Below are 26,349 nucleotides of genomic sequence, written 5' to 3' on the forward strand. Positions count from 1 at the left end.
AATTTGTGATACTTATGTCCGAAACAAAAAACGAATTAGAAACGTTGCTGGAGCAAGCGGCAACAGAGCCTGCGCATCGTCCGGCATTTTTCCGTACTTTACTGGAATCCACAGTCTGGGTGCCGGGTACTGCATCAGAAGGCGAGGCGGTGGTTGAAGACAGCGCTCTCGACCTGCAGCACTGGGAAAAAGAAGACGGCACGACCGTGATCCCGTTCTTCACCTCTCTGGAAGCCCTGCAGCAGGCGGTGGAAGATGAGCAAGCATTTGTCGTTATGCCGGTGCGTACGTTGTTTGAAATGACGCTCGGCGAAACGCTGTTTCTCAACGCGAAACTGCCGACCGGCAAAGAGTTTATGCCGCGTGAAATCAGCCTGCTGATGGGGGAAGAGGGGAATCCGCTCAGCACCCAGGAAGTACTGGAAGGCGGTGAATCGCTGATCCTCTCTGAAGTCGCTGAACCTCCGGCGCAAATGATTGACTCGCTGACTACGCTGTTTAAAACCATTAAGCCGGTAAAACGCGCGTTTCTCTGCTCAATCAAAGAAAGCGCGGAAGCCCAGCCGAATCTGCTGATTGGTATTGAAGCAGAAGGGGATATTGAAGAGATCATCCACGCTGCTGGCAGCGTCGCGACCGATACGCTGCCGGGCGATGAACCTATTGATATCTGCCAGGTGAAGAAGGGTGAGAAGGGCGTGAGCCACTTTATCACTGAGCATATCGCACCGTTCTACGAACGCCGCTGGGGCGGTTTCCTGCGCGACTTTAAACAGAACCGGATTATCTAAATTGTAGGCCGGATAAGCGAAGCGCTATCCGGCTTTTCCAGCTTTATAATTGCGGTTCTACCGGTAAATCGTTGCGTGCTCCCCATTCGCTCCATGCGCCGTCATACAATGCGACGTCAGAAACGCCCAGCGTGGCAAGTGCCAGCACCACGACGGCAGCCGTTACGCCGGAGCCGCAGCTGGCGATAATAGGGCGGTCAAAGCTCACGCCGTGGCTGAAGAAAATAGCATCCAGCTCATCGGTGGTTTTCAGTTCGCCGTCACGAACCAGTTCTGTCCACGGTACGTTAAGCGCACCCGGCACATGACCACGTTTCAGACCAGGACGCGGCTCGTCAACTTCGCCATTAAAACGCGCAGCCGGACGGGCATCGACGATCTGCGCCGTTTTTTCATGACTGGCCAGCAGTACATCGGTAACGCGCACTACTGCGTCAGGCGTAAAGGCCACGTTAAATTCACCTTCAGGTAAATCCTCATCGCCTTCCTTGAGCATTAGCTCATCGCGCTTCCAGCCTGCCAGACCGCCTGCCAGAATGGAGACATTTTCGACGCCAAATGTCCGCAGCATCCACCATGCGCGTGGCGCGGAAAACAGATTACCGTCATCGTAGATAACCAGATGCTTATCCTGATCAACGCCCAGCTCGCGCATCGCAACGGCAAAGGCTTCGGGGCGTGGCATCATATGTGGTAGCGGTGAGGTATGATCGGAAAGCGCTTCAATATCAAAAAATACTGCGCCAGGAATATGGCCCTCACGATACTCCTCGCCAACATCGCGATCTTCCTGTCCTGGAGGTGCCATCCGGGCATCAAGAATTTGTATTTCCGGGTCGTCAATGTGTTCGGCAAGCCAGTCGGCAGCGACAAAGAAGGCGGTGGTCATAGGCATCTCCATTTTTACCAGGTTTTGGCAAATTGTCGGATGTTTACCGTAAAGCGACAAGTAAAACAGGCTGATTTGTCAGGTGAATCCACATTAATCACTTAAATTAAGACAACGTTGTTCAGTTACTGACTTCCACAGCCGGAAATCTGACGCATAATAGTTGTTCTACGTAGCTAACGGGCCACTACGGCCAGGGATGAAAAATGAAACATTTACGCGTAGCGGCCTGCATGCTGATGCTGGCACTGGTCGGGTGCGATAATAATAACGAAAAATCACCGACGGCTGCGAAACCTGATGCACCTGCGCCACAGACTGCGCCAGCAAAAGATAAAGCTCAATTACAAAAGCTGGTGCAGCAAAGCCAGGGCAAGTCGCTGACGCTGCTGGATGCCTCAGAGGTCCAGCTCGACGGTGCGGCAACGCTCGTTTTGACCTTCTCCATTCCCCTCGATCCAGAACAAGATTTTTCCCGCGTCGTGCACGTTGTTGATAAAAAAAGCGGCAAAGTGGATGGTGCCTGGGAGCTGGCGCCAAATCTGAAAGAGCTGCGCTTACGCCATCTGGAACCTAACCGGGAACTGGTGGTGACCATTGAGCGTGATTTGCTGGCGCTGAATAAAGCGACGTTCGCTATTGATTATGAAAAAAATATTACCACCCGCGATGTACAGCCAAGCGTAGGGTTTGCCAGTCGCGGCTCGCTGCTGCCGGGAAAAGTAATTGAAGGCCTGCCGGTAATGGCCCTCAACGTTAACAGCGTGGATGTGAACTTCTTTCGCGTGAAGCCTGAATCGCTCGGCGCATTTGTCAGCCAGTGGGAATACCGCAATTCGTTGACGAACTGGGAATCTGACAATCTGCTGAAAATGGCGGAACTGGTGTATACCGGACGCTTTGATCTCAATCCTGCGCGTAACACCCGTGAGAAGCTGCTGCTGTCGTTGAGCGATATCAAGCCGTTGCAGCAAGCAGGTGTTTACATCGCGGTGATGAATCAGGCTGGACAATACAACTACAGTAATGCCGCTACGCTGTTCACGCTCAGCGATATTGGTGTGTCTGCGCACCGTTACCATAATCAACTGGATGTCTTTACACAGAGTCTGGAAAATGGCGCTGCGCAGCAGGGTATTGAGGTCACGTTACTCAACGAAAAAGGACAGACGCTGGCGCAGGCTACTAGCGACGCGCAGGGTCATCTCAAACTGGAGACTGATAAAGACGCGGCTTTATTGCTGGCCCGCAAAGACGGGCAAACCACGCTGCTGGATTTGAAACTCCCGGCGTTGGATCTGGCTGAATTTGATATTGCCGGTGCACCGGGATACAGCAAGCAGTTCTTTATGTTTGGTCCCCGTGACCTCTATCGTCCTGGCGAAACGGTGATCCTCAACGGATTACTGCGTGACAGCGACGGCAAAACGTTGCCCGACCAGCCGGTGAAGCTGGAGGTCGTAAAGCCCGACGGGCAAGTGTTACGTTCGGTGGTTAGCCAGCCGGAGAACGGTCTGTACCGCTTTAGCTGGCCGCTGGACACTAACGCGCCAACCGGTATGTGGCATATTCGTGCTAATACGGGCGACAACCACTCACGGATGTGGGATTTCCACGTCGAAGATTTTATGCCTGAGCGGATGGCGCTCAATCTCTCCGCCAATAAGATTCCGGTAGCTCCGGCTGATGAAGTGAAGTTCTCGGTAGTGGGCTACTACCTGTACGGCGCGCCCGCTAACGGCAATGCTCTGCAAGGACAGCTTTTCCTGCGCCCGCTGCGCGAAGCGGTGCAGGCATTGCCGGGGTTCCAATTTGGTAATATTGCCGAAGAAAACCTGTCCCGCAGCCTCGATGAAGTTCAGCTTACGCTGGATGAACACGGTCGCGGCGAAGTGACTACCAACAGCCAATGGCAGGAGACGCATTCTCCGTTACAGGTGATCCTGCAAGCCAGCCTGCTGGAATCTGGTGGCCGCCCGGTGACGCGTCGGGCTGAACAAGCCATCTGGCCTGCGGACACGCTGCCGGGTATTCGTCCGCAGTTTGCGGCAAAAGCCGTCTATGACTACCGCACTGATACCACTTTGAATCAGCCTATCGTTGATGAAAACAGCAACGCCGCTTTCGACATTGTTTATGCCGATGCGCAGGGCGAGAAAAAAGCGGTGTCCGGTTTGCAGGTGCGTTTGATCCGCGAGCGCCGGGATTACTACTGGAACTGGTCTGAAGGCGAGGGCTGGCAATCTCAGTTCGATCAAAAGGATCTGGTTGAAGGTGAGCAGACTCTGGATCTTAAGGCCGATGAAACCGGTAAAGTCAGCTTCCCGGTTGAGTGGGGTGCCTATCGTCTGGAAGTGAAAGCCCCGAATGATGCGGTGAGCAGCGTACGCTTCTGGGCAGGTTATAGCTGGCAGGATAACAGCGACGGCAGTGGGGCTGTGCGTCCCGATCGCGTGACTCTGAAACTGGACAAACCCAGCTATCGTCCTGGCGATACCATGAAGCTGCACGTTGCCGCTCCCGCTGCTGGCAAAGGTTATGCGATGGTGGAATCCAGCGAAGGCCCGCTGTGGTGGCAAGAAATAGACGTACCGGCGGATGGTCTCGATATCTCCATCCCAATCGATAAAACCTGGAATCGCCACGATTTGTATCTCAGTGCGCTGGTGGTTCGTCCTGGCGACAAGTCCCGTTCGGCCACGCCAAAACGGGCGGTCGGTTTACTGCATTTGCCGTTAGGTGATGAAAACCGTCGTCTGGCGCTGGCGCTGGAAAACCCGGCGAAAATACGGCCAAACCAGCCGTTGACCGTCAAGATTAAAGCCAGCGTCAAAAATGGCGACGTACCAAAACAGGTTAACGTGCTGGTCTCTGCTGTTGATAGCGGAGTGTTGAACATTACCGATTACGCCACGCCAGATCCGTGGCAGGCGTTTTTCGGGCAAAAACGCTATGGCGCGGATATTTATGATATTTACGGCCAGGTGATCGAAGGGCAAGGGCGGCTGGCGGCGCTGCGCTTTGGTGGAGATGGCGATGAATTAAAACGCGGCGGTAAGCCACCGGTTAATCACGTCAATATCGTGGCGCAACAGGCGCTGCCGGTTACGCTCAACGAGCAGGGCGAAGGTACGGTGACGCTACCGATTGGTGATTTCAACGGCGAGCTACGGGTAATGGCACAGGCCTGGACGGCGGATGACTTTGGCAGCAGTGAAAGCAAGGTGATTGTTGCCGCGCCGGTAATTGCTGAACTGAATATGCCGCGTTTTCTGGCGGGAGGCGATACCTCGCGCCTGACGCTGGACGTGACTAACCTGACTGACAAACCGCAAACGCTGAATATTAAGCTCGCGTCCAATGGCTTACTGGAGCTGATGGGGCAAGATCCTGCTCCGGTAAATCTGGCACCAGGCGTACGGACTACGTTGTTTATTCCGGTGCGTGCGCGGGAGGGGTTTGGCGATGGCGAAATTCAGGCAGAAATTAGCGGTCTGACTTTACCGGGTGAAACGCTGCCAGTTCAGCATAAACAGTGGAAGATTGGCGTGCGTCCGGCGTTCCCGGCGCAAACCGTTAATAACGGTGTCGCACTTCAGCCGGGCGCAACCTGGCAGCTTCCGGGCGAAGAACTGACCAATTTCTCCCCTGCAACGATGCAGGGACAACTGCTGTTCAGCGGTAAGCCGCCGCTAAATCTGGCGCGTTATATCCGCGAACTGAAGGCTTACCCTTACGGTTGCCTGGAGCAAACGGCGAGCGGGTTGTTTCCATCCTTATACACCAATGCTGCGCAATTGAAGGCGTTAGGTATTGTGGGCGACAGCGATGAAAAACGCCGTGCGGCAGTCGATATTGGGATTTCTCGTTTAGTGCAGATGCAGCGTGATAACGGCGGTTTCGCGCTGTGGGATAAAAACGGGTCGGAAGAGTACTGGCTGACCGCGTATGTCATGGATTTCCTCGTTCGGGCAAATGAACAGGGCTACAGCGTCCCGGTAGAAGTCATTAACCGTGGCAACGAGCGGCTGCTGCGCTATTTGCAGGATCCAGGAATGTTGTCGATTCGCTATACCGACGACTCTTCAGCAAGCCGGTTTGCCGTACAAGCATACGCCGCGTTGGTTCTGGCGCGTCAGCAAAAAGCCCCGCTCGGCGCATTGCGTGAGATCTGGGAGCGTCGTGCGCAAGCGGCCTCTGGTTTACCGCTGTTACAACTGGGAATCGCGCTGAAAAATATGGGCGATGCTAACCGCAGTGAACAGGCGTTGACGCTAGCGCTGAATACGCCGCGCCGCGATACGCAACAGTGGATGGCGGATTACGGCAGTGCGTTGCGGGATAACGCGTTGATGCTGGCCTTGCTCGAAGAGAACAAGCTCAAACCTGACGTGCAGAATACGCTGCTGAACACGTTGTCAGAACAGGCCTTTGGGCAGCGCTGGCTCTCGACTCAGGAAAATAATGCGTTGTTCCTTGCCGCGCGTACGTTACAGGACTTGCCAGGCACATGGCAGGCGCAAACGTCATTCTCGGAGCAACCGTTAGCCGGGGAGAAATCACAGACGCGTAATCTGGATGCCGATGCGCTGTCTACGCTGAGCGTCACCAATACCGGTAATCTACCGCTGTGGCTGCGTCTGGATGTGAGCGGTTATCCGCAAACCTCACCGACGCCTGCCAACAACGTTCTGCATATTGAGCGTCAAATCCTGGGGCTCGACGGAAACAGCAAATCGCTGGATTCGCTGCGCAGCGGCGAGCTGGTGCTGGTCTGGCTGGAGGTGAAAGCCAGCCAGAATGTGCCGGATGCACTGGTGGTTGACTTACTGCCAGCAGGACTGGAACTGGAAAACCAGAATCTGGCCAACGGCAGCGCCAGCCTGCAGGATAGCGGCAGCGAAGTGGCGAATCTGCTTAATCAGATGCAGCAGGCAGATATCCAGCACGTTGAGTTCCGTGACGATCGCTTTGTCGCTGCGGTGGCGGTCAATGAAGGACAACCGGTTACGCTGGTGTATCTGGCGCGAGCGGTGACGCCGGGGACCTACCAGGTTCCCGTCCCACAGGTGGAATCAATGTATGTTCCGCAGTGGCGCGCGACCGGTGCGACAGAGGGACTTTTGATTGTCAGACCGTAAATGATGCGCGGGTTGGGTAAACGCGGCTGCTGGCTCTGGCTGGCAGCCGTTGCGCTATTGATTGTGGCGGCAGTTTGGGCGGCAGATAAAATCTGGCCGCTGCCCTTGCACGAAGTCGATCCGGCACGGGTCGTGGTGGCACATGATGGTACGCCACTCTGGCGCTTTGCCGATGCCGAAGGTATCTGGCGGTATCCGGTAACGATTGATGAGGTGTCGCCCCGCTACCTTGAGGCGCTAATTAACTACGAAGACCGCTGGTTCTGGAAGCATCCCGGCGTCAATCCGTTTTCAGTACTGCGCGCAGCATGGCAGGACCTCTCCTCTGGGCGCGTGGTTTCGGGCGGCAGTACGCTCACCATGCAGGTCGCACGATTACTCGATCCTCATCCGCGAACCTTTGGCGGCAAGTTTCGCCAGCTCTGGCGCGCATTGCAGCTGGAATGGCATCTCTCCAAACGCGACATCCTGACACTGTATCTCAACCGTGCGCCGTTTGGCGGTACGCTGCAGGGTGTGGGGGCGGCAAGCTGGGCCTATCTTGGTAAATCACCCGCGCAATTGAGTTACTCCGATGCCGCGCTGCTGGCTGTTTTGCCACAGGCACCGAGTCGCCTGCGCCCGGACCGTTGGCCGGACCGTGCTGAAGCGGCGCGTAATAAAGTGCTCGAACGTATGGCGACCCAGGGCATTTGGCCTGCCAGACAGGTACAGGAGTCGCGTGAAGAGCCAGTCTGGCTGGCGCCCAGGCAAATGCCGCAGTTAGCGCCGTTATTCTCGCGCATGATGCTGGGAAAAAGCCGGAGCGATAAAATCGTGACTACCCTTGATGCCGGATTGCAGCGTCAACTGGAAGAGCTGGCGCAGAACTGGAAGGGGCGCTTACCTGCACGCAGTTCGCTGGCAATGATTGTGGTCGATCACACCGATATGAGCGTGCGTGGTTGGGTGGGGTCGGTAGATATGAATGACGACTCCCGCTTTGGTCATGTGGATATGGTGAATGCGATCCGTTCGCCAGGCTCGGTGCTGAAGCCGTTTGTTTACGGTCTGGCGCTGGATGACGGACTCATTCATCCCGCTTCGTTGTTGCAGGATGTCCCGCGGCGAACTGGGGACTATCGACCGGGGAATTTTGACAGCGGTTTTCATGGCCCGGTGAGCATGAGCGAAGCGCTGGTAAGGTCGTTGAATTTACCCGCCGTGCAGGTGCTCGAAGCCTATGGTCCGAAGCGCTTTGCCGCATCGTTACGTAACGTCGGCTTACCGCTGTATCTGCCCGCAGGGGCTGCGCCAAATCTGTCGCTGATTTTAGGTGGCGCGGGGGCAAGGCTGGAAGATATGGCCGCAGCGTACAGCGCCTTTGCCCGCCAGGGAAAAGCGGGAAAACTGCGTCTGCAGCCGGGTGACCCACTGCTTGAACGCCCGTTGATGTCGGCGGGCGCGGCGTGGATTATTCGCCGTATTATGGCCGACGAAGCCCAACCGCTGCCGGATAACGCGCTGAGCAGAGTGGTTCCGCTGGCGTGGAAAACGGGCACCAGCTATGGCTATCGCGATGCCTGGGCGATTGGCGTTAACGCCCGTTATGTGATCGGTATCTGGACTGGCAGACCAGACGGAACGCCGGTGGTGGGCCAGTTTGGATTTGCCAGCGCCGTGCCGCTGCTCACTCAGGTCAACAATCTTTTGCTCTCTCGCGGGACAAATCAGCCGGAAGATCCACGCCCTGAATCCGTGAGTCGCGGTGTGGTGTGCTGGCCGGGCGGGCAATCCCTTGCCCCTGGAGACAGCAACTGCCGTCGCCGTCTGGCAACCTGGTTACTGGATGGCAGTCAGCCGCCAACGTTATTATTGCCCGAGCAGGAAGGGGTTAATGGCATTCGTTTTCCTGTCTGGCTGGATGATGAAGGCAAACGTGTGGCGGCGGATTGCCCGCAGACGCACGAGCAAACGTTAATCGTCTGGCCGTTGCCGCTGGAGCCATGGCTACCGGAATCAGAACGCCGTGGGGCGAGATTACCGCCAGTTTCTGCCACGTGTCCGCCGCTGGGACAAGACGCTTCACAGCCGTTGCAGTTGACAGGTATTCGTGATGGCGCGATTGTGAAGCGTTTACCCGGTTCTGCTCAAGCCTCATTGCCGGTGCAAACCAGTGGTGGGAGCGGTGAACGCTGGTGGTTTCTTAACGGTGAAAGGCTGGAAGAACGTGGACGTCGTCTTACGCTACGGCTGGCGACTAAAGGGGATTATCAACTGCTGGTGATGGATGACGCTGGTCAGGTAGCGACGGTGAGATTTTCGATGCAGTAGACCAGTTGGTGACTGTTTGTTGCTAAAATTCATCTTATTTTAAAGAAATGTTACCTTCATCAATAGTCAATTGCCGGGATGCTCTTTATAATCCGCGCCAGATCGTACATCTATATAGACAACAACAGAACACATTACAGAGGTTATCATGGCTATTGAACGTACTTTTTCCATCATCAAACCAAACGCGGTGGCAAAAAACGTTATTGGGAGCATCTTTGCGCGCTTTGAAGCAGCAGGGTTCAAAATTGTCGGCACTAAAATGCTGCACCTGACCGTTGAGCAGGCACGTGGCTTCTATGCTGAGCACGATGGCAAACCGTTCTTTGACGGTCTGGTTGAATTTATGACCTCCGGTCCGATCGTTGTTTCTGTTCTGGAAAGCGAAAATGCCGTACAGCGTCATCGCGATCTGCTGGGCGCAACCAACCCGGCGAATGCGCTGGCCGGTACTCTGCGTGCAGACTATGCTGACAGCTTCACCGAGAACGGTACTCACGGTTCCGACTCCGTTGAGTCAGCGGCGCGCGAAATCGCCTATTTCTTTGGTGAAGGCGAGGTTTGCCCGCGTACGCGCTAATAAGCTCGTCCTGTAGGCCGGATAAGCGTTTGCGCATCCGGCTCTGCTTTGCCTGGTGGCGACGCTGATGCGTCTTATCAGGCCTACGATCTTCCTTTACATATTATTTTCGCTAATGCTTCGTGCAAACGTGGCATCCCTGCGCCAGACTTTGTACAATGCAACGCCCCGGAAGAGCAGATTGCTTGCCGGGGCGTTTCTTTTTAACCCTCCACGGGCCACAACGTGTAACAACGAGGCCGGAAAAAATTATGTCTGAATTAGTTAACACCTCTGAAGTCGTCATTCCTGCGGTTCCAAATAAAAATGGAAAAATTAACCTGCTGGATCTGAACCGTCAGCAAATGCGCGAATTCTTCAAAGAGATGGGCGAAAAACCGTTTCGTGCCGATCAGGTCATGAAGTGGATGTACCACTATTGCAGCGACAACTTTGATGACATGACTGACATCAACAAGGTGCTGCGTAACAAGCTGAAAGAAGTGGCTGAAATTCGCGCCCCGGAAGTGGTGGAAGAGCAGCGTTCTTCTGACGGTACGATCAAATGGGCTATCGCGGTTGGCGATCAGCGCGTTGAAACTGTGTATATCCCGGAAGACGATCGTGCGACCCTGTGTGTTTCTTCACAGGTCGGGTGCGCATTAGAGTGTAAATTCTGCTCTACGGCGCAACAGGGCTTTAACCGTAACCTACGGGTATCGGAGATCATTGGTCAGGTCTGGCGCGCGGCGAAGATCGTTGGTGCGGTGAAGGCTACGGGCGTGCGTCCTATTACCAACGTGGTGATGATGGGGATGGGCGAGCCGTTGCTCAACCTGACCAACGTGGTTCCGGCGATGGAAATCATGCTTGATGACTTCGGTTTTGGGCTGTCCAAGCGTCGCGTCACGCTCTCCACCTCAGGCGTTGTCCCTGCGCTGGATAAGCTGGGTGATATGATTGACGTCGCGCTGGCGATTTCTCTGCATGCGCCGAACGATGAAATTCGTGACGAAATTGTACCTATCAACAAAAAGTACAATATCGAAACATTCCTTGGCGCGGTTCGTCGTTATCTGGAGAAGTCCAACGCTAACCAGGGTCGTGTAACCATTGAGTATGTGATGTTAGATCACATCAATGATGGCACTGAACACGCGCATCAGCTGGCAGAACTGCTGAAAGATACGCCGTGTAAGATCAACCTGATCCCGTGGAACCCGTTCCCGGGCGCGCCGTATGGCCGTAGTTCTAACAGCCGTATCGATCGTTTCTCCAAAGTGTTGATGAGCTATGGTTTCACTACCATCGTACGTAAAACACGTGGTGATGACATCGATGCAGCCTGCGGTCAGCTGGCGGGCGACGTTATCGACCGTACCAAGCGTACTCTGCGTAAGCGTATGCAGGGCGACGCTATCGACATTAAGACCGTTTGATGTTGGCGCACTACGGTATAATTCCTGTACCGTAGTGCAACGTAAGCCATATGAGGTTTTTTGTTGTCGTCGTCAGGTCAATAATAACGGTGCGTTTTTGTCGACTTTAAGGCAGTATGTAACGGCGTAACAAGTGTTTAGCCCTCAGGTTTACGCCGTTTTGTCATTGATAGTCTGACCGTTTTATACTGTCTGACGAAGGTTAACTGACCAGATGTTTCGCGGTGTGGGTGAGCATTGTGGCTCGCCGGCATCAGAACCCAAATTTACGCAGCTGTAGCGAATGAATACTGAAGCCACGCACGACAAAAATGAAACACTATCCACCGGCGTTCGTCTGCGCAATGCCCGTGAACAACTCGGATTCAGCCAGCAGGCAGTCGCGGAGCGACTTTGCCTGAAGGTTTCCACGGTACGCGATATTGAAGAAGATAAGGCGCCAGCCGATCTTGCTTCAACATTCCTGCGCGGGTATATCCGTTCTTATGCGCGTCTGGTGCATATTCCTGAAGAAGAACTGTTGCCAGGGCTGGAAAAACAGGCTCCGATTCGACCAGCTAAGGTCGCACCGATGCAGAGCTTTTCGCTCGGTAAGCGTCGTAAGAAACGTGACGGCTGGTTAATGACCTTTACCTGGCTGGTGCTGTTTGTCGTTGTCGGACTGACAGGCGCCTGGTGGTGGCAGAACCATAAAGCGCAGCAGGAAGAGATCACCACCATGGCCGATCAATCCTCTGCTGAGCTGAATGCCGGTAAAGAGGGTGCGCAGAACGTACCGTTAGATACCAGCGCAGCAGCAGGGCAGGATACCCCTCCGGCTCCTGACGATGGTGCGGTGGCGGACGCAGCGCCAACGCCAGACGTTGCTGCGACCCCGGCACCCGCCGCTGATGCGCAACAGAACGCCGTTGTTGCCCCATCTCAGGCTAACGTCGATACCGCAACCGCAGCGCCAACAGCGCCAGCTACAGCGGCTCCTCTGCCGACCGATCAGGCAGGTGTGACTACACCTGCAGCCGATCCTAACGCGCTGGTGATGAACTTTACCGCCGATTGCTGGCTGGAAGTAACCGATGCGACCGGTAAAAAACTGTTCAGCGGGATGCAGCGTAAAGACGGCAATCTAAACCTGACCGGTCAAGCGCCGTACAAACTGAAAATTGGCGCCCCGGCGGCAGTGCAGATTCAGTTCCAGGGTAAACCTGTCGATCTGAGTCGTTTTATCAGAACTAACCAGGTTGCGCGTCTGACCGTTAATGCCGAACAATCACCGGCTCAGTAACAGACGGCAATGCGGGAGATTTTTTAATGCATAACCAGGCTCCAATTCAACGTAGAAAATCGACACGCATTTACGTTGGGAACGTGCCGATCGGCGATGGTGCGCCCATCGCCGTACAGTCTATGACTAATACGCGTACCACGGATGTGGAAGCGACGGTTAATCAGATTAAAGCGCTGGAACGCGTAGGTGCAGACATTGTTCGTGTCTCTGTACCGACAATGGATGCCGCAGAAGCGTTCAAGCTTATCAAACAGCAGGTTAACGTCCCGCTGGTTGCCGATATTCACTTCGACTATCGTATCGCGCTGAAGGTAGCGGAATACGGTGTTGATTGCTTGCGTATTAACCCAGGTAATATCGGCAGTGAAGAGCGTATTCGCATGGTGGTGGATTGCGCTCGTGATAAAAATATTCCTATCCGTATCGGCGTCAACGCCGGATCGCTGGAAAAAGATCTGCAGGAAAAATACGGTGAACCGACGCCGCAGGCGCTGCTGGAATCCGCTATGCGCCACGTGGATCACCTCGATCGTCTGAACTTCGATCAATTCAAAGTCAGTGTTAAAGCGTCTGACGTTTTCCTCGCCGTAGAATCCTATCGCCTGCTGGCGAAACAGATCGATCAACCGCTGCATCTGGGGATCACCGAAGCCGGTGGCCTGCGTAGTGGTTCGGTGAAGTCCGCGATCGGCCTTGGCCTGCTGTTATCTGAAGGGATCGGCGATACGCTGCGTGTTTCTCTGGCAGCCGATCCGGTGGAAGAGATCAAAGTGGGTTTCGATATCCTGAAATCGCTGCGCATTCGCGCGCGCGGGATCAACTTCATCGCTTGCCCAACCTGCTCGCGTCAGGAGTTTGACGTTATTGGTACGGTTAACGCGCTGGAGCAACGCCTGGAAGATATCATTACGCCAATGGACGTTTCGATCATCGGCTGCGTGGTAAACGGTCCTGGTGAAGCGCTGGTTTCTACGCTGGGCGTGACGGGCGGTAACAAGAAAAGCGGCCTGTATGAAGACGGCGTGCGTAAGGACAGACTCGATAACGACGACATGATTACGCAGCTTGAAGCCCGCATCCGCGCTAAAGCGAGTATTCTGGACGAAGCGCGTCGTATCGACGTGCAGCAGCTTGAAAAATAACAACGTGATGGGAAGCGGCGTGCTTCCCGTGTATGATTGAACCCGCATGGCGCCCGCATTGTTCGGGTTAGCGCTGAGGGTTCATTTTTATATTCATAAAGAGAATAAACGTGGCAAAAAACATTCAAGCCATTCGCGGCATGAACGATTATCTGCCTGGCGAAACCGCCATCTGGCAGCGCATTGAAGGCACTCTCAAAAACGTGCTCGGTAGCTACGGTTACAGTGAAATCCGCTTGCCGATTGTAGAGCAGACCCCGTTATTCAAACGCGCGATCGGTGAAGTTACCGACGTGGTTGAAAAAGAGATGTATACCTTTGAGGACCGTAATGGCGACAGCCTGACGTTGCGTCCTGAAGGGACTGCGGGCTGCGTACGCGCCGGCATCGAACATGGTCTCCTGTACAATCAGGAACAGCGTCTGTGGTATATCGGGCCGATGTTCCGCCACGAACGTCCGCAGAAAGGACGCTATCGTCAATTCCATCAGCTGGGTGTCGAAGTATTTGGCCTGCAAGGCCCGGACATCGATGCGGAGCTGATTATGCTGACCGCTCGCTGGTGGCGCGCGCTGGGTATTTCTCAGCATGTTAGCCTTGAGCTGAACTCAATCGGTTCGCTTGAAGCCCGCGCTAACTACCGTGATGCGCTGGTCGCCTACCTGGAATTACACAAAGAGAAACTGGACGAAGACTGCAAGCGTCGTATGTACACCAATCCGCTGCGCGTTCTCGACTCCAAAAACCCGGAAGTACAGGCGCTGCTCAACGACGCGCCTGCACTGGGCGACTATCTTGATGACGACTCTCGCGAGCACTTCGCGGGCTTGTGCAAACTGCTGGAATCCGCAGGCATTGCCTACACCGTCAATCAGCGTCTGGTTCGTGGTCTTGATTACTACAACCGCACCGTATTTGAGTGGGTCACCAGCAGCCTGGGCTCTCAGGGCACCGTGTGTGCCGGTGGTCGTTACGACGGTCTGGTAGAGCAACTTGGCGGTCGTGCAACGCCTGCCGTGGGCTTTGCTATGGGTCTGGAACGACTTGTTTTGTTAGTTCAGGCAGTTAATCCGGAATTTAACGCAGATCCTGTTGTCGATATATACCTGGTTGCTTCAGGGGCGGACACGCAGTCGGCGGCAATGACGCTTGCAGAACGTCTGCGCGATGAAGTTCCTGATGTGAAACTGATGACAAACCACGGTGGCGGCAACTTTAAGAAACAGTTTGCCCGTGCCGATAAGTGGGGCGCCCGCGTTGCACTGGTACTGGGCGAGTCCGAAGTGGCTGACGGTACTGTTGTAGTGAAGGATTTGCGCTCTGGTGAGCAAACGGCAGTTGCGCAGGATAGCGTTGCCGCGCATTTGCGCACTTTACTGGGCTAAGGAGAAGGACAGCGTGGAAATTTACGAGAACGAACACGACCAGGTTGATGCGGTAAAACGCTTCTTTGCTGAAAACGGCAAGGCGCTGGCTGTTGGGATCATTTTAGGGGTTGGCGCGCTGGTTGGTTGGCGTTACTGGACCAGCCATCAGACGGAGTCCGCACGCTCTGCTTCTCTGGCGTATCAAAATACGGTGACTGCGGTTAGCGCGGGTAAACCGGACAGCATTCCTGCCGCTGAGAAATTTGCTGCAGAGAATAAAAATACCTACGGCGCGCTGGCTTCACTGGAACTTGCGCAGCAGTTTGTTGACCAAAATGAACTTGAGAAAGCTGCAAGTCAGCTGCAACAGGGCTTGGCTGCAACCAGCGATGAAAATCTCAAAGCGGTGATTAACCTGCGTCTGGCTCGTGTTCAGGTTCAGCTTAAACAGGCTGATACCGCGCTGAAAACGCTCGACACTATTAAAGGTGAAGGGTGGACGGCCATTGTTGCCGATCTGCGCGGTGAAGCGTTGCTGAGCAAAGGCGACAAACAAGGTGCGCGTAGCGCATGGGAAGCGGGTGTGAAAAGCGATGCCTCTCCTGCTCTGAGCGAAATGATGCAGATGAAAATCAATAATTTGTCCATCTGAGAGGGACCCGATGCAATTGCGTAAATTACTTCTGCCAGGGCTGCTTTCCGTTACCCTATTGAGCGGCTGTTCACTGTTTAGTGGCGAAGAAGATGTCGTTAAGATGTCCCCATTACCGGTGGTTGAAAACCAGTTTACTCCGTCTACGGAATGGAGCACCTCCGTAGGTAACGGTATTGGTGATTTCTATTCCAATCTTCACCCTGCGCTGGCGGATAACGTTGTCTATGCAGCCGATCGCGCTGGTGTAGTGAAAGCATTGAACGCAGGCGACGGTAAAGAAGTCTGGTCTGTGAATCTGGGTGAGAAAGACGGCTGGTTCTCCCGTGCATCTGCACAGCTTTCTGGCGGTGTAACCGTGTCTGGCGGACATGTTTACATTGGCAGCGAAAAAGCACAGGTTTATGCGTTGAATACCAGCGACGGCACCACCGCATGGCAGACGAAAGTCGCCGGTGAAGCGCTGTCTCGTCCTGTTGTGAGCGATGGCGTAGTACTGATCCACACCAGCAACGGCCAGTTGCAGGCATTAAACGAAGCTGATGGCGCCATCAAATGGACCGTTAACCTCGACATGCCTTCCCTGTCTCTGCGTGGTGAATCCGCTCCGGCAACTGCCTTTGGCGCAGCTATTGTCGGCGGTGATAACGGTCGCGTGAGCGCCGTGCTGATGCAGCAAGGCCAGATGATTTGGCAGCAGCGTATCTCTCAGGCGACAGGCCCAACGGAAATCGATCGTCTGAGCGACGTTGATACCACGCCGGTTATCGTCAATGGCGTTGTTTACGCGCTGGCTTATAATGGTAACCTGACGGCGCTGGATCTGCGCAGCGGTCAAATTATGTGGAAACGCGAACTAGGCTCGGTGAATGATTTCATCGTCGACGGTAACCGTATCTACCTGGTTGACCAGAATGACCGCGTACTGGCGCTGACCACCGATGGCGGCGTGACGCTGTGGACGCAAAGCGATCTGCTGCACCGTCTGCTGACGTCCCCGGTATTGTATAATGGCAATCTGGTCGTCGGTGATAGCGAAGGCTACCTGCACTGGATTAACGTTGACGATGGTCGTTTTGTTGCCCAGCAGAAAGTCGACAGCTCAGGTTTCCTGACCGAGCCGGTCTCTGCTGATGGTAAACTGCTGATCCAGGCGAAAGACGGTACGCTGTACTCCATTACGCGTTAATCGTCCCGGCCGCTCGCTTTGAAAAACGGCTCCTGGTGCAGGGGCCGTTTTACTGTTTTTAACAACGGCGCAAAAATGTGCCCGTTGTCTGATGATTTTTTAAATGAGGCTTTAAACATGGTACCTGTGGTCGCGCTTGTCGGGCGCCCTAACGTTGGCAAATCCACGTTATTTAACCGTCTAACTCGCACCCGAGATGCGCTGGTTGCGGATTTCCCGGGTCTGACTCGTGACCGTAAGTACGGTCGTGCGGAAATTGAAGGCCGTGAGTTTATCTGTATTGATACCGGCGGTATTGATGGCACCGAAGACGGTGTTGAAACCCGTATGGCGGAACAGTCGCTGTTGGCTATCGAAGAAGCAGACGTTGTGCTGTTCATGGTGGATGCGCGTGCTGGCCTGATGCCAGCGGATGAAGCTATTGCTAAACATCTGCGTTCGCGCCAGAAACCGACGTTCCTGGTCGCCAACAAAACTGACGGACTCGATCCTGACCAGGCGGTTGTTGATTTCTACTCATTGGGTCTGGGTGAAATTTATCCTATCGCGGCGTCCCATGGTCGTGGCGTTCTCAGCCTGCTGGAGCATGTTCTGCTGCCGTGGATGGATGACGTTGCTCCTCAGGAAGACGTGGATGAAGACGCAGAATACTGGGCGCAGCTTGAAGCTAAAGAAAACGGCGAAGAAGAGCCTGAAGACGATTTCAACCCGCAGGATTTGCCGATTAAACTGGCAATCGTCGGCCGTCCGAACGTAGGTAAGTCCACGCTTACTAACCGTATTCTCGGCGAAGACCGCGTAGTGGTTTACGACATGCCGGGAACCACGCGTGACAGTATTTATATTCCGATGCAGCGCGATGAACGCGAATATGTGCTCATCGATACCGCGGGCGTACGTAAGCGCGGCAAAATTACCGAAGCGGTAGAAAAATTCTCAGTAATCAAAACGCTGCAGGCAATTGAAGATGCCAACGTGGTGATGCTGGTGATTGACGCGCGTGAAGGGATTTCCGATCAGGACCTGTCGCTGCTGGGCTTTATTCTCAATAGTGGGCGCTCACTTGTTATCGTTGTGAACAAGTGGGATGGCCTGACGCAGGAAGTAAAAGAGCAGGTCAAAGAGACGCTGGACTTCCGTCTGGGCTTTATTGATTTTGCGCGCGTACACTTTATCTCTGCACTGCACGGTAGCGGCGTGGGTAATCTGTTTGAATCGGTCCGTGAAGCATACGATAGCTCTACACGTCGCGTGAGCACCGCGATGCTGACGCGCATCATGACCATGGCAGTAGAAGATCATCAGCCGCCGCTGGTGCGTGGTCGTCGTGTGAAGCTGAAATATGCCCACGCTGGTGGTTATAACCCGCCAATCGTGGTGATTCACGGCAACCAGGTCAAAGACCTGCCGGATTCCTACAAGCGCTATCTGATGAACTATTTCCGCAAGTCTTTGGACGTGATGGGGACGCCGATCCGTATTCAGTTCAAAGAAGGGGAGAACCCGTTTGCGAACAAACGTAATACATTGACGCCGACTCAGATGCGTAAGCGTAAGCGCTTGATTAAGCACATCAAAAAAAGCAAGTAATCGTTGCTGATGCAGATGAAAACCCGCGCTTGTCGCGGGTTTTTTTTCGTTATTCCAACGCCAACCTCAGCCCGTGCGATGTCAATCACTATTCGTTTTTTGCCAAGTTTAAATCTAAGAAAGTAGACATTTGTCGAGTTTTCATCTTAAAGTCCGGGGGCTGGTACTAGACAAAACTAGCCTTAGGTTATCAAATGGTTAAATAACTTTTCTCCGCATGTAAAAAATCGGTCAGATACGTAACTGGCTGGCGTACATCGCGGTGTTTACAGGCACGACGACATAACTTTCGGGAGAATTATGCAATCCTCTGTTAATCAAAAAGAAAGCCGAACTTTCTTCGGTCATCCTTATCCGCTCGGCTCGCTATTCTTCACAGAGATGTGGGAGCGTTTTTCGTTTTACGGCATTCGCCCGTTACTGATCCTGTTTATGGCTGCTACCGTTTATGACGGCGGCATGGGGCTGGCGCGTGAAAATGCCTCGGCGATTGTGGGTATCTTTGCCGGTACGATGTATCTCGCCGCGCTGCCTGGTGGCTGGCTGGCGGATAACTGGCTCGGCCAACAGAAAGCGGTGTGGTACGGTTCCATTTTGATTGCGCTCGGTCACTTGTCGATCGCGCTCTCGGCCATTATGGGGAACAACCTGTTCTTTATCGGCCTGATGTTTATCGTGCTCGGTTCCGGTCTGTTTAAGACCTGTATCTCAGTGATGGTTGGCACGCTGTATAAAAAAGGCGATGCGCGTCGCGACGGCGGTTTCTCGCTGTTCTATATGGGCATCAATATGGGGTCGTTTATCGCGCCGCTGATCTCCGGCTGGCTGATTAAATCCCACGGTTGGCACTGGGGCTTTGGCATCGGTGGTATCGGGATGCTGGTGGCGTTGATCATCTTCCGCGTGTTTGCCGTTCCATCGATGAAACGTTATGACAGCGAAGTGGGTCTGGACTCAACCTGGAACAGCCCGGTAGTGAAACGTAACGGTGTGGGCGCGTGGCTGCTGGCGCTGGCCGTCGGCGTAGCCGTTATCGTTACGCTGATTGCGCAGGGCGTGATTGTGATAAATCCGGTCGCGGTTGCCAGTATGCTGGTGTATGTGATTGCCGCCTCTGTCGCGCTCTATTTTATCTACCTGTTTGTCTTTGCTGGTCTGAATCGCAAAGAGCGCGCCAGACTGCTGGTCTGCTTTATCCTGCTGGTTTCCGCCGCGTTCTTCTGGTCTGCGTTTGAGCAGAAGCCAACCTCGTTCAACCTGTTCGCTAACGACTACACTAACCGTATGATCGGCGATTTTGAAATCCCGGCGGTCTGGTTCCAGTCGATAAACGCGCTGTTTATCATTCTGCTGGCACCAGTATTCAGCTGGGCGTGGCCGAAACTGGCGAGCATGAACATTCGTCCGAGCAGCATCACCAAGTTCGTTATCGGTATTCTCTGTGCCGCTGCAGGCTTTGGTCTGATGATGCTGGCAGCGCAAAACGTTCTCAGTAACGGTGGTGCAGGTGTTTCCCCATTCTGGCTGGTGGGTAGTATCCTGATGCTGACACTTGGTGAGCTGTGCCTGAGCCCGATCGGTCTGGCGACCATGACGCTGCTGGCCCCGGAAAGAATGCGCGGGCAGATGATGGGCCTGTGGTTCTGCGCCAGCGCGCTGGGTAACCTGGCCGCAGGTCTGATTGGTGGTCATGTGAAGGCCGACCAACTGGATATGCTGCCGGATCTCTTCGCTCGCTGCTCGATTGCATTGCTTATCTGCGCCGCGGTACTGATCGTCCTCATTGTGCCGATCCGTCGCATGCTGGAGAATACGCAAACTAAACCGGCTACTAGCGCCTGATAACACCTCGATTGTGCCGGGGCAGACGTGATGTCCCGGCCAATTCATTTACGAGGTGAGAACATGCTGTTAGGGTTTGTTGGGCTTGGCGCAGTCGTTGAAACGGCATACTTGCCCGCATTGCGTAAACTTTACGGTGATTCCCTGTGCTGTGTGGGATTTGACGTGCAACCTGCAAAACAGCCCGCTGGTGTGACACGCTGTGCATCGCTCGCTGAACTTCTTGCAACACCGCTTGATACCCTGTTTATCACCACCGCATCCCTGCATCATCTCGATGTGCTTGAACAGGCGCTGGCCGCTCCCATCGCACGAATCGTGGTTGAAAAACCGATTGTTGCCACGCTTTCCCAAATTGAAAAACTGAAAACGCTGCTGGAGCAACCCGACGCTGCCGACCGTGTGCTGGCGCTCGACCACTGGATGGCGCGCAATGGCGCAATGGAGCTGGCATTGGGAAAACTCGGTACGCAGTGGCAGGGCGATAACCCACAACAGGCACTTGTCTCTCACTTTTCAGACGTTGTTAAAATCGACGGTTTTTTGCAGGAGCCGAGCGGATTTAACGCTACAGGAGAGCCGATCGCGCTCAACTTTGCCACTGGTGAGCCAGATACGCGTGAGCTTCGCCACCCGGACGGTGTGATTCTGGACATTGGCGCACACGTACTGGCCATGCTGCGTGAAACGGTGCGTTACCTGGGTGGTAATGACAGCATGACCCTGCAGGTGAAGAGCGCTAAAGACCGTCTTGGACATAACATCATCCAGGGTGACCTGACCACGCCTGAAGGAGAGGCGCATCTGCAAGGGCTGATTAGCGGTGTACCGCTGGATATCTGGCTGAATAAATACGCGGGGCCCGCTGGCGGACAAAAAGGTCTGCGCCTTTATCTGCGTGATGGGCGTATCATCAGCTACGACCGACGGGGTGCCGACGATGTGCTCGAATTGATTGACGGTGATGTTGTGCAACGCTGGTGTCTGCCAGGTACGATTTATGCCCATTGTCTGGCGGAACATATTCTGGGGGCGCAAAGTCTGTTTGAGCGCAGCCCGCAGGAGGTGAGTCGCACGACGCAGCGCAGGCTGGAGGAGGTCGAACGATTACTGATCCTACAGCAACAGTTGCGTGGTTCACACTAGGCGTATCATGGTAAAATTAGCGCAGAATTGAACGCTATTTAAAGGAGTCACCATGTCGATGACCTGCCCGGATTGTCACGCAGAACTGGAACCACAAAACGGTGTGGCACACTGTGAAAACTGTAAAAAAGATATTCCGTTAGAAGCGCGCTGTCCGGAGTGCCATCAGCCGCTCCAGGTGTTAAAAGCCTGCGGAGCGGTGGATTACTTCTGTCAGAATGGCCATGGTCTGATTTCGAAGAAACGTGTGGAATTTGTGCCGGTTTAATCTGACTTTTTCTTCCGCGTTTTCTTTGCCGTCGTTACGCCTTTCACTTCGCTCTCTACCCAGCCGTCTGACAGGCGGGTAGTGAGCACATCCCCAGTTTTTACCTGTTTGGTCTGCTTCAGCACTCTGCCGTTGGTCGCGGTAGTGACGCTATAGCCGCGAGCGAGCGTCGAGAGAGGACTCACCGCTTCAAGATGCGTCACCACATTACCGAAGCGTTCTCGCTGTGCGCTTAAACGCGCGCGGATATTCTCTGCCAGACGGTACTCCAGTTGCTGAATACGGGTTTGCGCCCGATAAATGCGCGACTGTGGGTTTTGCTGGCTCAGGCGTTGATTTACGCGCTGTTGGCGCTGATTGGCCTGCTTAATTTTATTCTCAAGAGCGAAATTCATCCGCTGGCGCAGTCGCTCCAGCACGGTCTGCTGACGGGCCAGACGCAGTTGCGGATGTTGCTGTTGCAAACGGTGATGAAGCTGGGTAAAGCGACGAGTACGGTTGGTGATGTAATAGTCCATCGCCATTTCCAGACGCTGCTGGCCATGCTGAATTTGACGCAGCAGTTCCAGTTGATTGCGGCTGACAATTTCCGCCGCTGCTGATGGCGTAGGCGCCCGTAAATCTGCAATAAAATCAGCAATAGTGACATCTGTTTCGTGGCCGACGGCGCTTACCACCGGGATGCGGCTTGCAAAGATTGCCCGCGCTACGCGTTCGTCGTTAAAACTCCACAAATCTTCCAGAGAACCGCCGCCGCGCCCAACGATAAGCACATCGCACTCGCTCCGCGCGTTCGCCACCTCAATGGCGCGAACGATCTGTCCTGGCGCATCGTCGCCCTGGACCGCGGTCGGGTAGATAATAACGGGCAGGGATGGGTCACGACGCTTCAGCACGTGGAGAATGTCGTGCAGCGCAGCCCCGGTTTTCGAGGTAATGACCCCAACGCAGTGAGCCGGAGAGGGTAGTGATTTTTTGAACTGCTGATCGAATAGCCCCTCAGCCTGCAGTTTGGCTTTGAGTTGCTCATATTTTTGCTGCAACAAGCCTTCACCAGCTGGCTGCATGCTCTCAACAATTATCTGGTAGTCGCCACGCGGTTCGTACAACGTAATGTTGGCGCGTACCAGGACCTGCTGACCGTGCTGTGGGCGGAACGTTACCCGCCGATTGCTGTTGCGAAACATCGCGCAGCGTACCTGGGCGGTGTCATCTTTGAGCGTGAAATACCAGTGACCGGAGGACGGCTGAGTGAAATTCGAGATTTCACCGCTGATCCAAACTTGTCCCATTTCCTGCTCAAGCAGCAAACGAACCGTCTGATTTAGGCGGCTTACGGTAAAAATTGAGGTGGTCTGAGAGGATAACATGTGAGCGGGATCAAATTCTAAATCAGCAAGTTATTCAGTCGAAAGTAACATGCTCACAGAGGAGCGCAAGGTTTTTTTGCAAAAAAGTGTGGATGCAATCGGTTACGCTCTGTATAATGCCGCGGCAATATTTAATAACCTCCCAGGTGAGATATTGCCCATGCTACGTATCGCAAAAGAAGCCCTGACGTTTGACGACGTCCTCCTCGTTCCCGCTCATTCTACCGTTCTGCCGAATACTGCTGACCTCAGCACCCAGTTGACGAAAACCATTCGCCTGAACATTCCTATGCTCTCCGCAGCAATGGACACCGTGACGGAAGCGCGCCTGGCAATTGCCCTGGCCCAGGAAGGCGGCATCGGTTTTATCCACAAAAACATGTCCATCGAGCGCCAGGCTGAAGAAGTTCGCCGCGTGAAGAAACACGAATCTGGCGTGGTAACTGACCCTCAGACCGTACTGCCAACCACTACTCTGCGCGAAGTGAAAGAACTGACCGAGCGTAACGGCTTTGCTGGCTACCCGGTAGTGACTGAAGATAACGAACTGGTCGGCATCATCACCGGCCGTGATGTGCGTTTTGTGACAGACCTGAACCAGCCGGTTAGCGTATATATGACGCCAAAAGAGCGTCTGGTGACCGTTCGTGAAGGCGAAGCGCGCGATGTCGTCTTTGCTAAAATGCACGAAAAACGCGTTGAGAAAGCGCTGGTTGTTGATGACAGCTTCCACCTGCTCGGCATGATCACCGTAAAAGATTTCCAGAAAGCAGAACGTAAACCTAACGCCTGTAAAGACGAGCATGGTCGTCTGCGCGTTGGTGCAGCGGTAGGTGCTGGCGCAGGTAACGAAGAGCGTGTTGACGCGCTGGTTGCCGCTGGCGTAGACGTTCTGCTGATTGACTCCTCTCACGGCCACTCTGAAGGCGTTCTGCAGCGTATCCGTGAAACTCGCGCTAAATATCCTGACCTGCAGATCATCGGCGGTAACGTTGCTACGGGCGCAGGTGCCCGCGCACTGGCTGAAGCCGGCTGCAGCGCTGTTAAAGTGGGTATCGGCCCTGGCTCCATCTGTACCACCCGTATCGTGACCGGCGTCGGTGTTCCGCAGATCACTGCCGTTTCTGATGCCGTTGAAGCGCTGGAAGGCACCGGTATTCCGGTTATCGCCGACGGCGGTATTCGTTTCTCCGGCGACATCGCTAAAGCGATTGCTGCTGGTGCTGCCGCAGTGATGGTTGGCTCCATGCTGGCGGGTACTGAAGAATCCCCGGGCGAAATCGAACTGTACCAGGGCCGTTCTTACAAATCTTACCGCGGTATGGGTTCTCTGGGCGCGATGTCCAAAGGGTCTTCTGACCGTTACTTCCAGAGCGATAACGCCGCTGACAAACTGGTCCCGGAAGGTATCGAAGGTCGCGTTGCCTATAAAGGTCGCCTGAAAGAGATCATTCACCAGCAGATGGGCGGCCTGCGCTCCTGTATGGGTCTGACCGGCTGTGGTACTATCGACGCGCTGCGAACGAAAGCAGAGTTTGTACGCATCAGCGGTGCGGGTATTCAGGAAAGTCACGTTCACGATGTGACCATCACCAAAGAGTCCCCTAACTACCGCATGGGCTCCTGATAAGTTTCCGCGCCCGGCTATATGCCGGGCGAATTTGTTTCACTTGCCTCGGAATTAGCGTCAATGACAGACAATATTCATAAACATCGCATTCTCATCCTCGATTTCGGCTCGCAGTACACTCAACTGGTTGCACGTCGCGTACGTGAACTGGGCGTCTACTGTGAACTGTGGGCATGGGATGTTACGGAAGCACAAATTCGCGAATTCAACCCAAGCGGTATCATTCTTTCCGGTGGTCCGGAAAGTACCACCGAAGAAAACAGCCCGCGTGCACCGGAATACGTTTTCAATGCGGGCGTGCCGGTGTTCGGCGTGTGCTACGGCATGCAGACCATGGCAATGCAGCTCGGTGGTCATGTTGAAGGTTCTAACGAACGTGAATTCGGCTATGCGCAGGTTGAAGTTCAGACCGACAGCGCGCTTGTCCGCGGTATTGAAGACTCCCTGACCGCAGACGGCAAACCGTTGCTGGACGTGTGGATGAGCCACGGCGACAAAGTGACCGCCATTCCGGAAGGTTTCGTGACCGTTGCCAGCACCGACAGCTGCCCGTTCGCTATCATGGCGCACGAAGAAAAACGCTTCTACGGCGTGCAGTTCCACCCGGAAGTTACCCACACCCGTCAGGGTATGCGCATGCTGGAGCGTTTTGTGCGCGACATCTGCCAGTGTGAAGCGCTGTGGACGCCGGCAAAAATTATCGATGACGCCGTTGCCCGCATTCGTGAGCAGGTTGGCAATGATAAAGTTATCCTCGGCCTGTCCGGCGGCGTTGACTCCTCCGTCACCGCGATGCTGCTGCACCGTGCTATCGGCAAAAACCTGACCTGCGTGTTCGTTGACAACGGTCTGCTGCGTCTCAACGAAGCTCAGCAGGTGATGGATATGTTCGGCGACCACTTTGGCCTGAACATCATTCACGTGGAAGGCGAGCAGCGTTTCCTGGACGCGCTGAAAGGCGAGAACGACCCAGAAGCTAAACGTAAAATCATCGGCCGCGTATTCGTGGAAGTATTCGATGAAGAAGCGCTGAAGCTGGAAGACGTTAAGTGGCTGGCGCAGGGCACCATCTACCCGGACGTGATCGAATCCGCGGCATCTGCCACGGGTAAAGCGCACGTTATCAAATCTCACCACAACGTGGGCGGTTTGCCGAAAGAGATGAAGATGGGTCTGGTTGAGCCGCTGCGCGAGCTGTTCAAAGACGAAGTGCGTAAGATTGGTCTGGAGCTGGGCCTGCCGTACGACATGCTGTACCGTCACCCGTTCCCTGGACCGGGTCTGGGCGTACGTGTGCTTGGCGAAGTGAAGAAAGAGTACTGCGACCTGCTGCGTCGCGCGGATGCTATCTTCATTGAAGAGCTGCACAAAGCTGACCTGTACAACAAGGTAAGCCAGGCGTTCACCGTGTTCCTGCCGGTTCGTTCCGTTGGTGTGATGGGCGATGGCCGCAAGTACGACTGGGTTGTTTCCCTGCGTGCGGTAGAAACCATCGACTTTATGACCGCGCACTGGGCGCACCTGCCGTATGACTTCTTAGGCCGCGTCTCTAACCGCATTATCAACGAAGTGAACGGTATTTCCCGCGTGGTGTATGACATCAGCGGTAAGCCGCCAGCTACGATTGAGTGGGAATAATATCCCTTTCCGTTAGCGGTTTTTGAACCGGTAATATGTAAAAAACCCTCTGTTTACAGAGGGTTTTTTTATTGCACGCATTTCAGCAAATACTTCAG

Annotated in this window: 18 protein-coding genes; 16 read left to right on the top strand and 2 right to left on the bottom strand. The window is 54.4% G+C overall.

From position 1 onward, the window contains the following. The first annotated feature begins 14 nt into the window (after nucleotides 1-14). Complete coding sequence (sseB, locus tag OGX94_RS12190; RefSeq protein WP_063941713.1) at nucleotides 15-791, top strand: enhanced serine sensitivity protein SseB; 777 nt, start codon at nucleotides 15-17, stop codon at nucleotides 789-791. Between the two features lie 43 nt (nucleotides 792-834). On the opposite strand, the gene sseA is transcribed toward sseB, so the two are convergent. After that, entirely contained in the window at nucleotides 835-1,680 is an 846-nt protein-coding gene (gene sseA, locus OGX94_RS12195; protein ID WP_063941712.1) for a 3-mercaptopyruvate sulfurtransferase, read from the bottom strand. 206 nt (nucleotides 1,681-1,886) lie between these two features. On the opposite strand from sseA, the gene OGX94_RS12200 reads away from it, so the two are divergent. The 13 genes from OGX94_RS12200 to OGX94_RS12260 all read left to right on the top strand — a co-directional run bounded on the left by OGX94_RS12200 (nucleotide 1,887) and on the right by OGX94_RS12260 (nucleotide 21,613). Next, nucleotides 1,887-6,821, top strand: coding sequence for an alpha-2-macroglobulin family protein (locus tag OGX94_RS12200; RefSeq protein ID WP_257661757.1), 4,935 nt, complete (start codon nucleotides 1,887-1,889; stop codon nucleotides 6,819-6,821). Further along, a complete protein-coding gene (gene pbpC / locus OGX94_RS12205) occupies nucleotides 6,822-9,134 on the top strand; it encodes a peptidoglycan glycosyltransferase PbpC (protein ID WP_063941710.1) in 2,313 nt (770 codons plus the stop codon). It abuts the gene before it with no gap. 148 nt (nucleotides 9,135-9,282) lie between these two features. Then, a complete protein-coding gene (gene ndk / locus OGX94_RS12210) occupies nucleotides 9,283-9,714 on the top strand; it encodes a nucleoside-diphosphate kinase (protein WP_003037710.1) in 432 nt (143 codons plus the stop codon). Between the two features lie 251 nt (nucleotides 9,715-9,965). After that, nucleotides 9,966-11,132 carry a dual-specificity RNA methyltransferase RlmN gene (rlmN, locus tag OGX94_RS12215; RefSeq protein WP_003037713.1) on the top strand — a complete coding sequence of 389 codons (1,167 nt, stop codon included), beginning with the start codon at nucleotides 9,966-9,968 and terminating at the stop codon, nucleotides 11,130-11,132. Nucleotides 11,133-11,415: 283 nt separating this feature from the next. Further along, nucleotides 11,416-12,414, top strand: coding sequence for a cytoskeleton protein RodZ (rodZ, locus tag OGX94_RS12220; RefSeq protein WP_032944208.1), 999 nt, complete (start codon nucleotides 11,416-11,418; stop codon nucleotides 12,412-12,414). A gap of 26 nt (nucleotides 12,415-12,440) precedes the next feature. Beyond that, a complete protein-coding gene (gene ispG, locus OGX94_RS12225; RefSeq protein ID WP_003037720.1) occupies nucleotides 12,441-13,559 on the top strand; it encodes a flavodoxin-dependent (E)-4-hydroxy-3-methylbut-2-enyl-diphosphate synthase in 1,119 nt (372 codons plus the stop codon). 110 nt (nucleotides 13,560-13,669) lie between these two features. Beyond that, nucleotides 13,670-14,944 carry a histidine--tRNA ligase gene (gene hisS / locus OGX94_RS12230; RefSeq protein ID WP_063941709.1) on the top strand — a complete coding sequence of 425 codons (1,275 nt, stop codon included), beginning with the start codon at nucleotides 13,670-13,672 and terminating at the stop codon, nucleotides 14,942-14,944. A gap of 13 nt (nucleotides 14,945-14,957) precedes the next feature. Beyond that, a complete protein-coding gene (locus tag OGX94_RS12235; RefSeq protein WP_003835172.1) occupies nucleotides 14,958-15,578 on the top strand; it encodes a YfgM family protein in 621 nt (206 codons plus the stop codon). 10 nt (nucleotides 15,579-15,588) lie between these two features. Then, entirely contained in the window at nucleotides 15,589-16,767 is a 1,179-nt protein-coding gene (gene bamB, locus OGX94_RS12240) for an outer membrane protein assembly factor BamB (RefSeq protein WP_008785453.1), read from the top strand. A gap of 117 nt (nucleotides 16,768-16,884) precedes the next feature. Further along, nucleotides 16,885-18,357 carry a ribosome biogenesis GTPase Der gene (gene der, locus OGX94_RS12245; RefSeq protein WP_063941707.1) on the top strand — a complete coding sequence of 491 codons (1,473 nt, stop codon included), beginning with the start codon at nucleotides 16,885-16,887 and terminating at the stop codon, nucleotides 18,355-18,357. 300 nt (nucleotides 18,358-18,657) lie between these two features. Beyond that, nucleotides 18,658-20,199, top strand: coding sequence for a peptide MFS transporter (locus OGX94_RS12250; protein WP_003835166.1), 1,542 nt, complete (start codon nucleotides 18,658-18,660; stop codon nucleotides 20,197-20,199). A 63-nt stretch (nucleotides 20,200-20,262) separates the two neighbouring features. After that, on the top strand, nucleotides 20,263-21,345 hold the full coding sequence (locus OGX94_RS12255) for a Gfo/Idh/MocA family oxidoreductase (RefSeq protein ID WP_063941706.1): 1,083 nt from the start codon (nucleotides 20,263-20,265) through the stop codon (nucleotides 21,343-21,345). Nucleotides 21,346-21,397: 52 nt separating this feature from the next. Further along, nucleotides 21,398-21,613, top strand: coding sequence for a zinc ribbon domain-containing protein (locus OGX94_RS12260; protein ID WP_003835160.1), 216 nt, complete (start codon nucleotides 21,398-21,400; stop codon nucleotides 21,611-21,613). Here OGX94_RS12260 and xseA read toward each other — a convergent pair. Next, nucleotides 21,610-22,983 carry an exodeoxyribonuclease VII large subunit gene (gene xseA / locus OGX94_RS12265; RefSeq protein ID WP_286569325.1) on the bottom strand — a complete coding sequence of 458 codons (1,374 nt, stop codon included), beginning with the start codon at nucleotides 22,981-22,983 and terminating at the stop codon, nucleotides 21,610-21,612. The genes OGX94_RS12260 and xseA overlap by 4 nt on opposite strands. 160 nt (nucleotides 22,984-23,143) lie before the next feature. Here xseA and guaB point away from each other — a divergent pair, with 160 nt between their 5' ends. Together guaB and guaA are read left to right on the top strand one after the other, a co-directional pair. After that, a complete protein-coding gene (gene guaB / locus OGX94_RS12270; protein ID WP_003037756.1) occupies nucleotides 23,144-24,610 on the top strand; it encodes an IMP dehydrogenase in 1,467 nt (488 codons plus the stop codon). Nucleotides 24,611-24,673: 63 nt separating this feature from the next. Further along, nucleotides 24,674-26,251 carry a glutamine-hydrolyzing GMP synthase gene (gene guaA, locus OGX94_RS12275; protein ID WP_003835152.1) on the top strand — a complete coding sequence of 526 codons (1,578 nt, stop codon included), beginning with the start codon at nucleotides 24,674-24,676 and terminating at the stop codon, nucleotides 26,249-26,251. Nucleotides 26,252-26,349 lie beyond the last annotated feature (98 nt).

This window comes from Citrobacter sp. Cpo037 (assembly GCF_030332945.1).
In the GTDB taxonomy this organism is placed as follows: domain Bacteria; phylum Pseudomonadota; class Gammaproteobacteria; order Enterobacterales; family Enterobacteriaceae; genus Citrobacter; species Citrobacter portucalensis.

What these genes read in the sequence shown, in the direction of transcription:
- OGX94_RS12250 (WP_003835166.1), top strand. Translation starts at nt 18,658, where the DNA reads ATGCAATCCTCTGTTAATCAAAAAGAAAGCCGAACTTTCTTCGGTCAT.
- guaB (WP_003037756.1), top strand. Translation starts at nt 23,144, where the DNA reads ATGCTACGTATCGCAAAAGAAGCCCTGACGTTTGACGACGTCCTCCTC.
- rodZ (WP_032944208.1), top strand. Translation starts at nt 11,416, where the DNA reads ATGAATACTGAAGCCACGCACGACAAAAATGAAACACTATCCACCGGC.
- guaA (WP_003835152.1), top strand. Translation starts at nt 24,674, where the DNA reads ATGACAGACAATATTCATAAACATCGCATTCTCATCCTCGATTTCGGC.
- xseA (WP_286569325.1), bottom strand. Translation starts at nt 22,983, where the DNA reads ATGTTATCCTCTCAGACCACCTCAATTTTTACCGTAAGCCGCCTAAAT.
- ndk (WP_003037710.1), top strand. Translation starts at nt 9,283, where the DNA reads ATGGCTATTGAACGTACTTTTTCCATCATCAAACCAAACGCGGTGGCA.
- bamB (WP_008785453.1), top strand. Translation starts at nt 15,589, where the DNA reads ATGCAATTGCGTAAATTACTTCTGCCAGGGCTGCTTTCCGTTACCCTA.
- der (WP_063941707.1), top strand. Translation starts at nt 16,885, where the DNA reads ATGGTACCTGTGGTCGCGCTTGTCGGGCGCCCTAACGTTGGCAAATCC.
- OGX94_RS12255 (WP_063941706.1), top strand. Translation starts at nt 20,263, where the DNA reads ATGCTGTTAGGGTTTGTTGGGCTTGGCGCAGTCGTTGAAACGGCATAC.
- OGX94_RS12200 (WP_257661757.1), top strand. Translation starts at nt 1,887, where the DNA reads ATGAAACATTTACGCGTAGCGGCCTGCATGCTGATGCTGGCACTGGTC.
- pbpC (WP_063941710.1), top strand. Translation starts at nt 6,822, where the DNA reads ATGATGCGCGGGTTGGGTAAACGCGGCTGCTGGCTCTGGCTGGCAGCC.
- rlmN (WP_003037713.1), top strand. Translation starts at nt 9,966, where the DNA reads ATGTCTGAATTAGTTAACACCTCTGAAGTCGTCATTCCTGCGGTTCCA.
- ispG (WP_003037720.1), top strand. Translation starts at nt 12,441, where the DNA reads ATGCATAACCAGGCTCCAATTCAACGTAGAAAATCGACACGCATTTAC.
- OGX94_RS12260 (WP_003835160.1), top strand. Translation starts at nt 21,398, where the DNA reads ATGTCGATGACCTGCCCGGATTGTCACGCAGAACTGGAACCACAAAAC.
- sseA (WP_063941712.1), bottom strand. Translation starts at nt 1,680, where the DNA reads ATGACCACCGCCTTCTTTGTCGCTGCCGACTGGCTTGCCGAACACATT.
- sseB (WP_063941713.1), top strand. Translation starts at nt 15, where the DNA reads ATGTCCGAAACAAAAAACGAATTAGAAACGTTGCTGGAGCAAGCGGCA.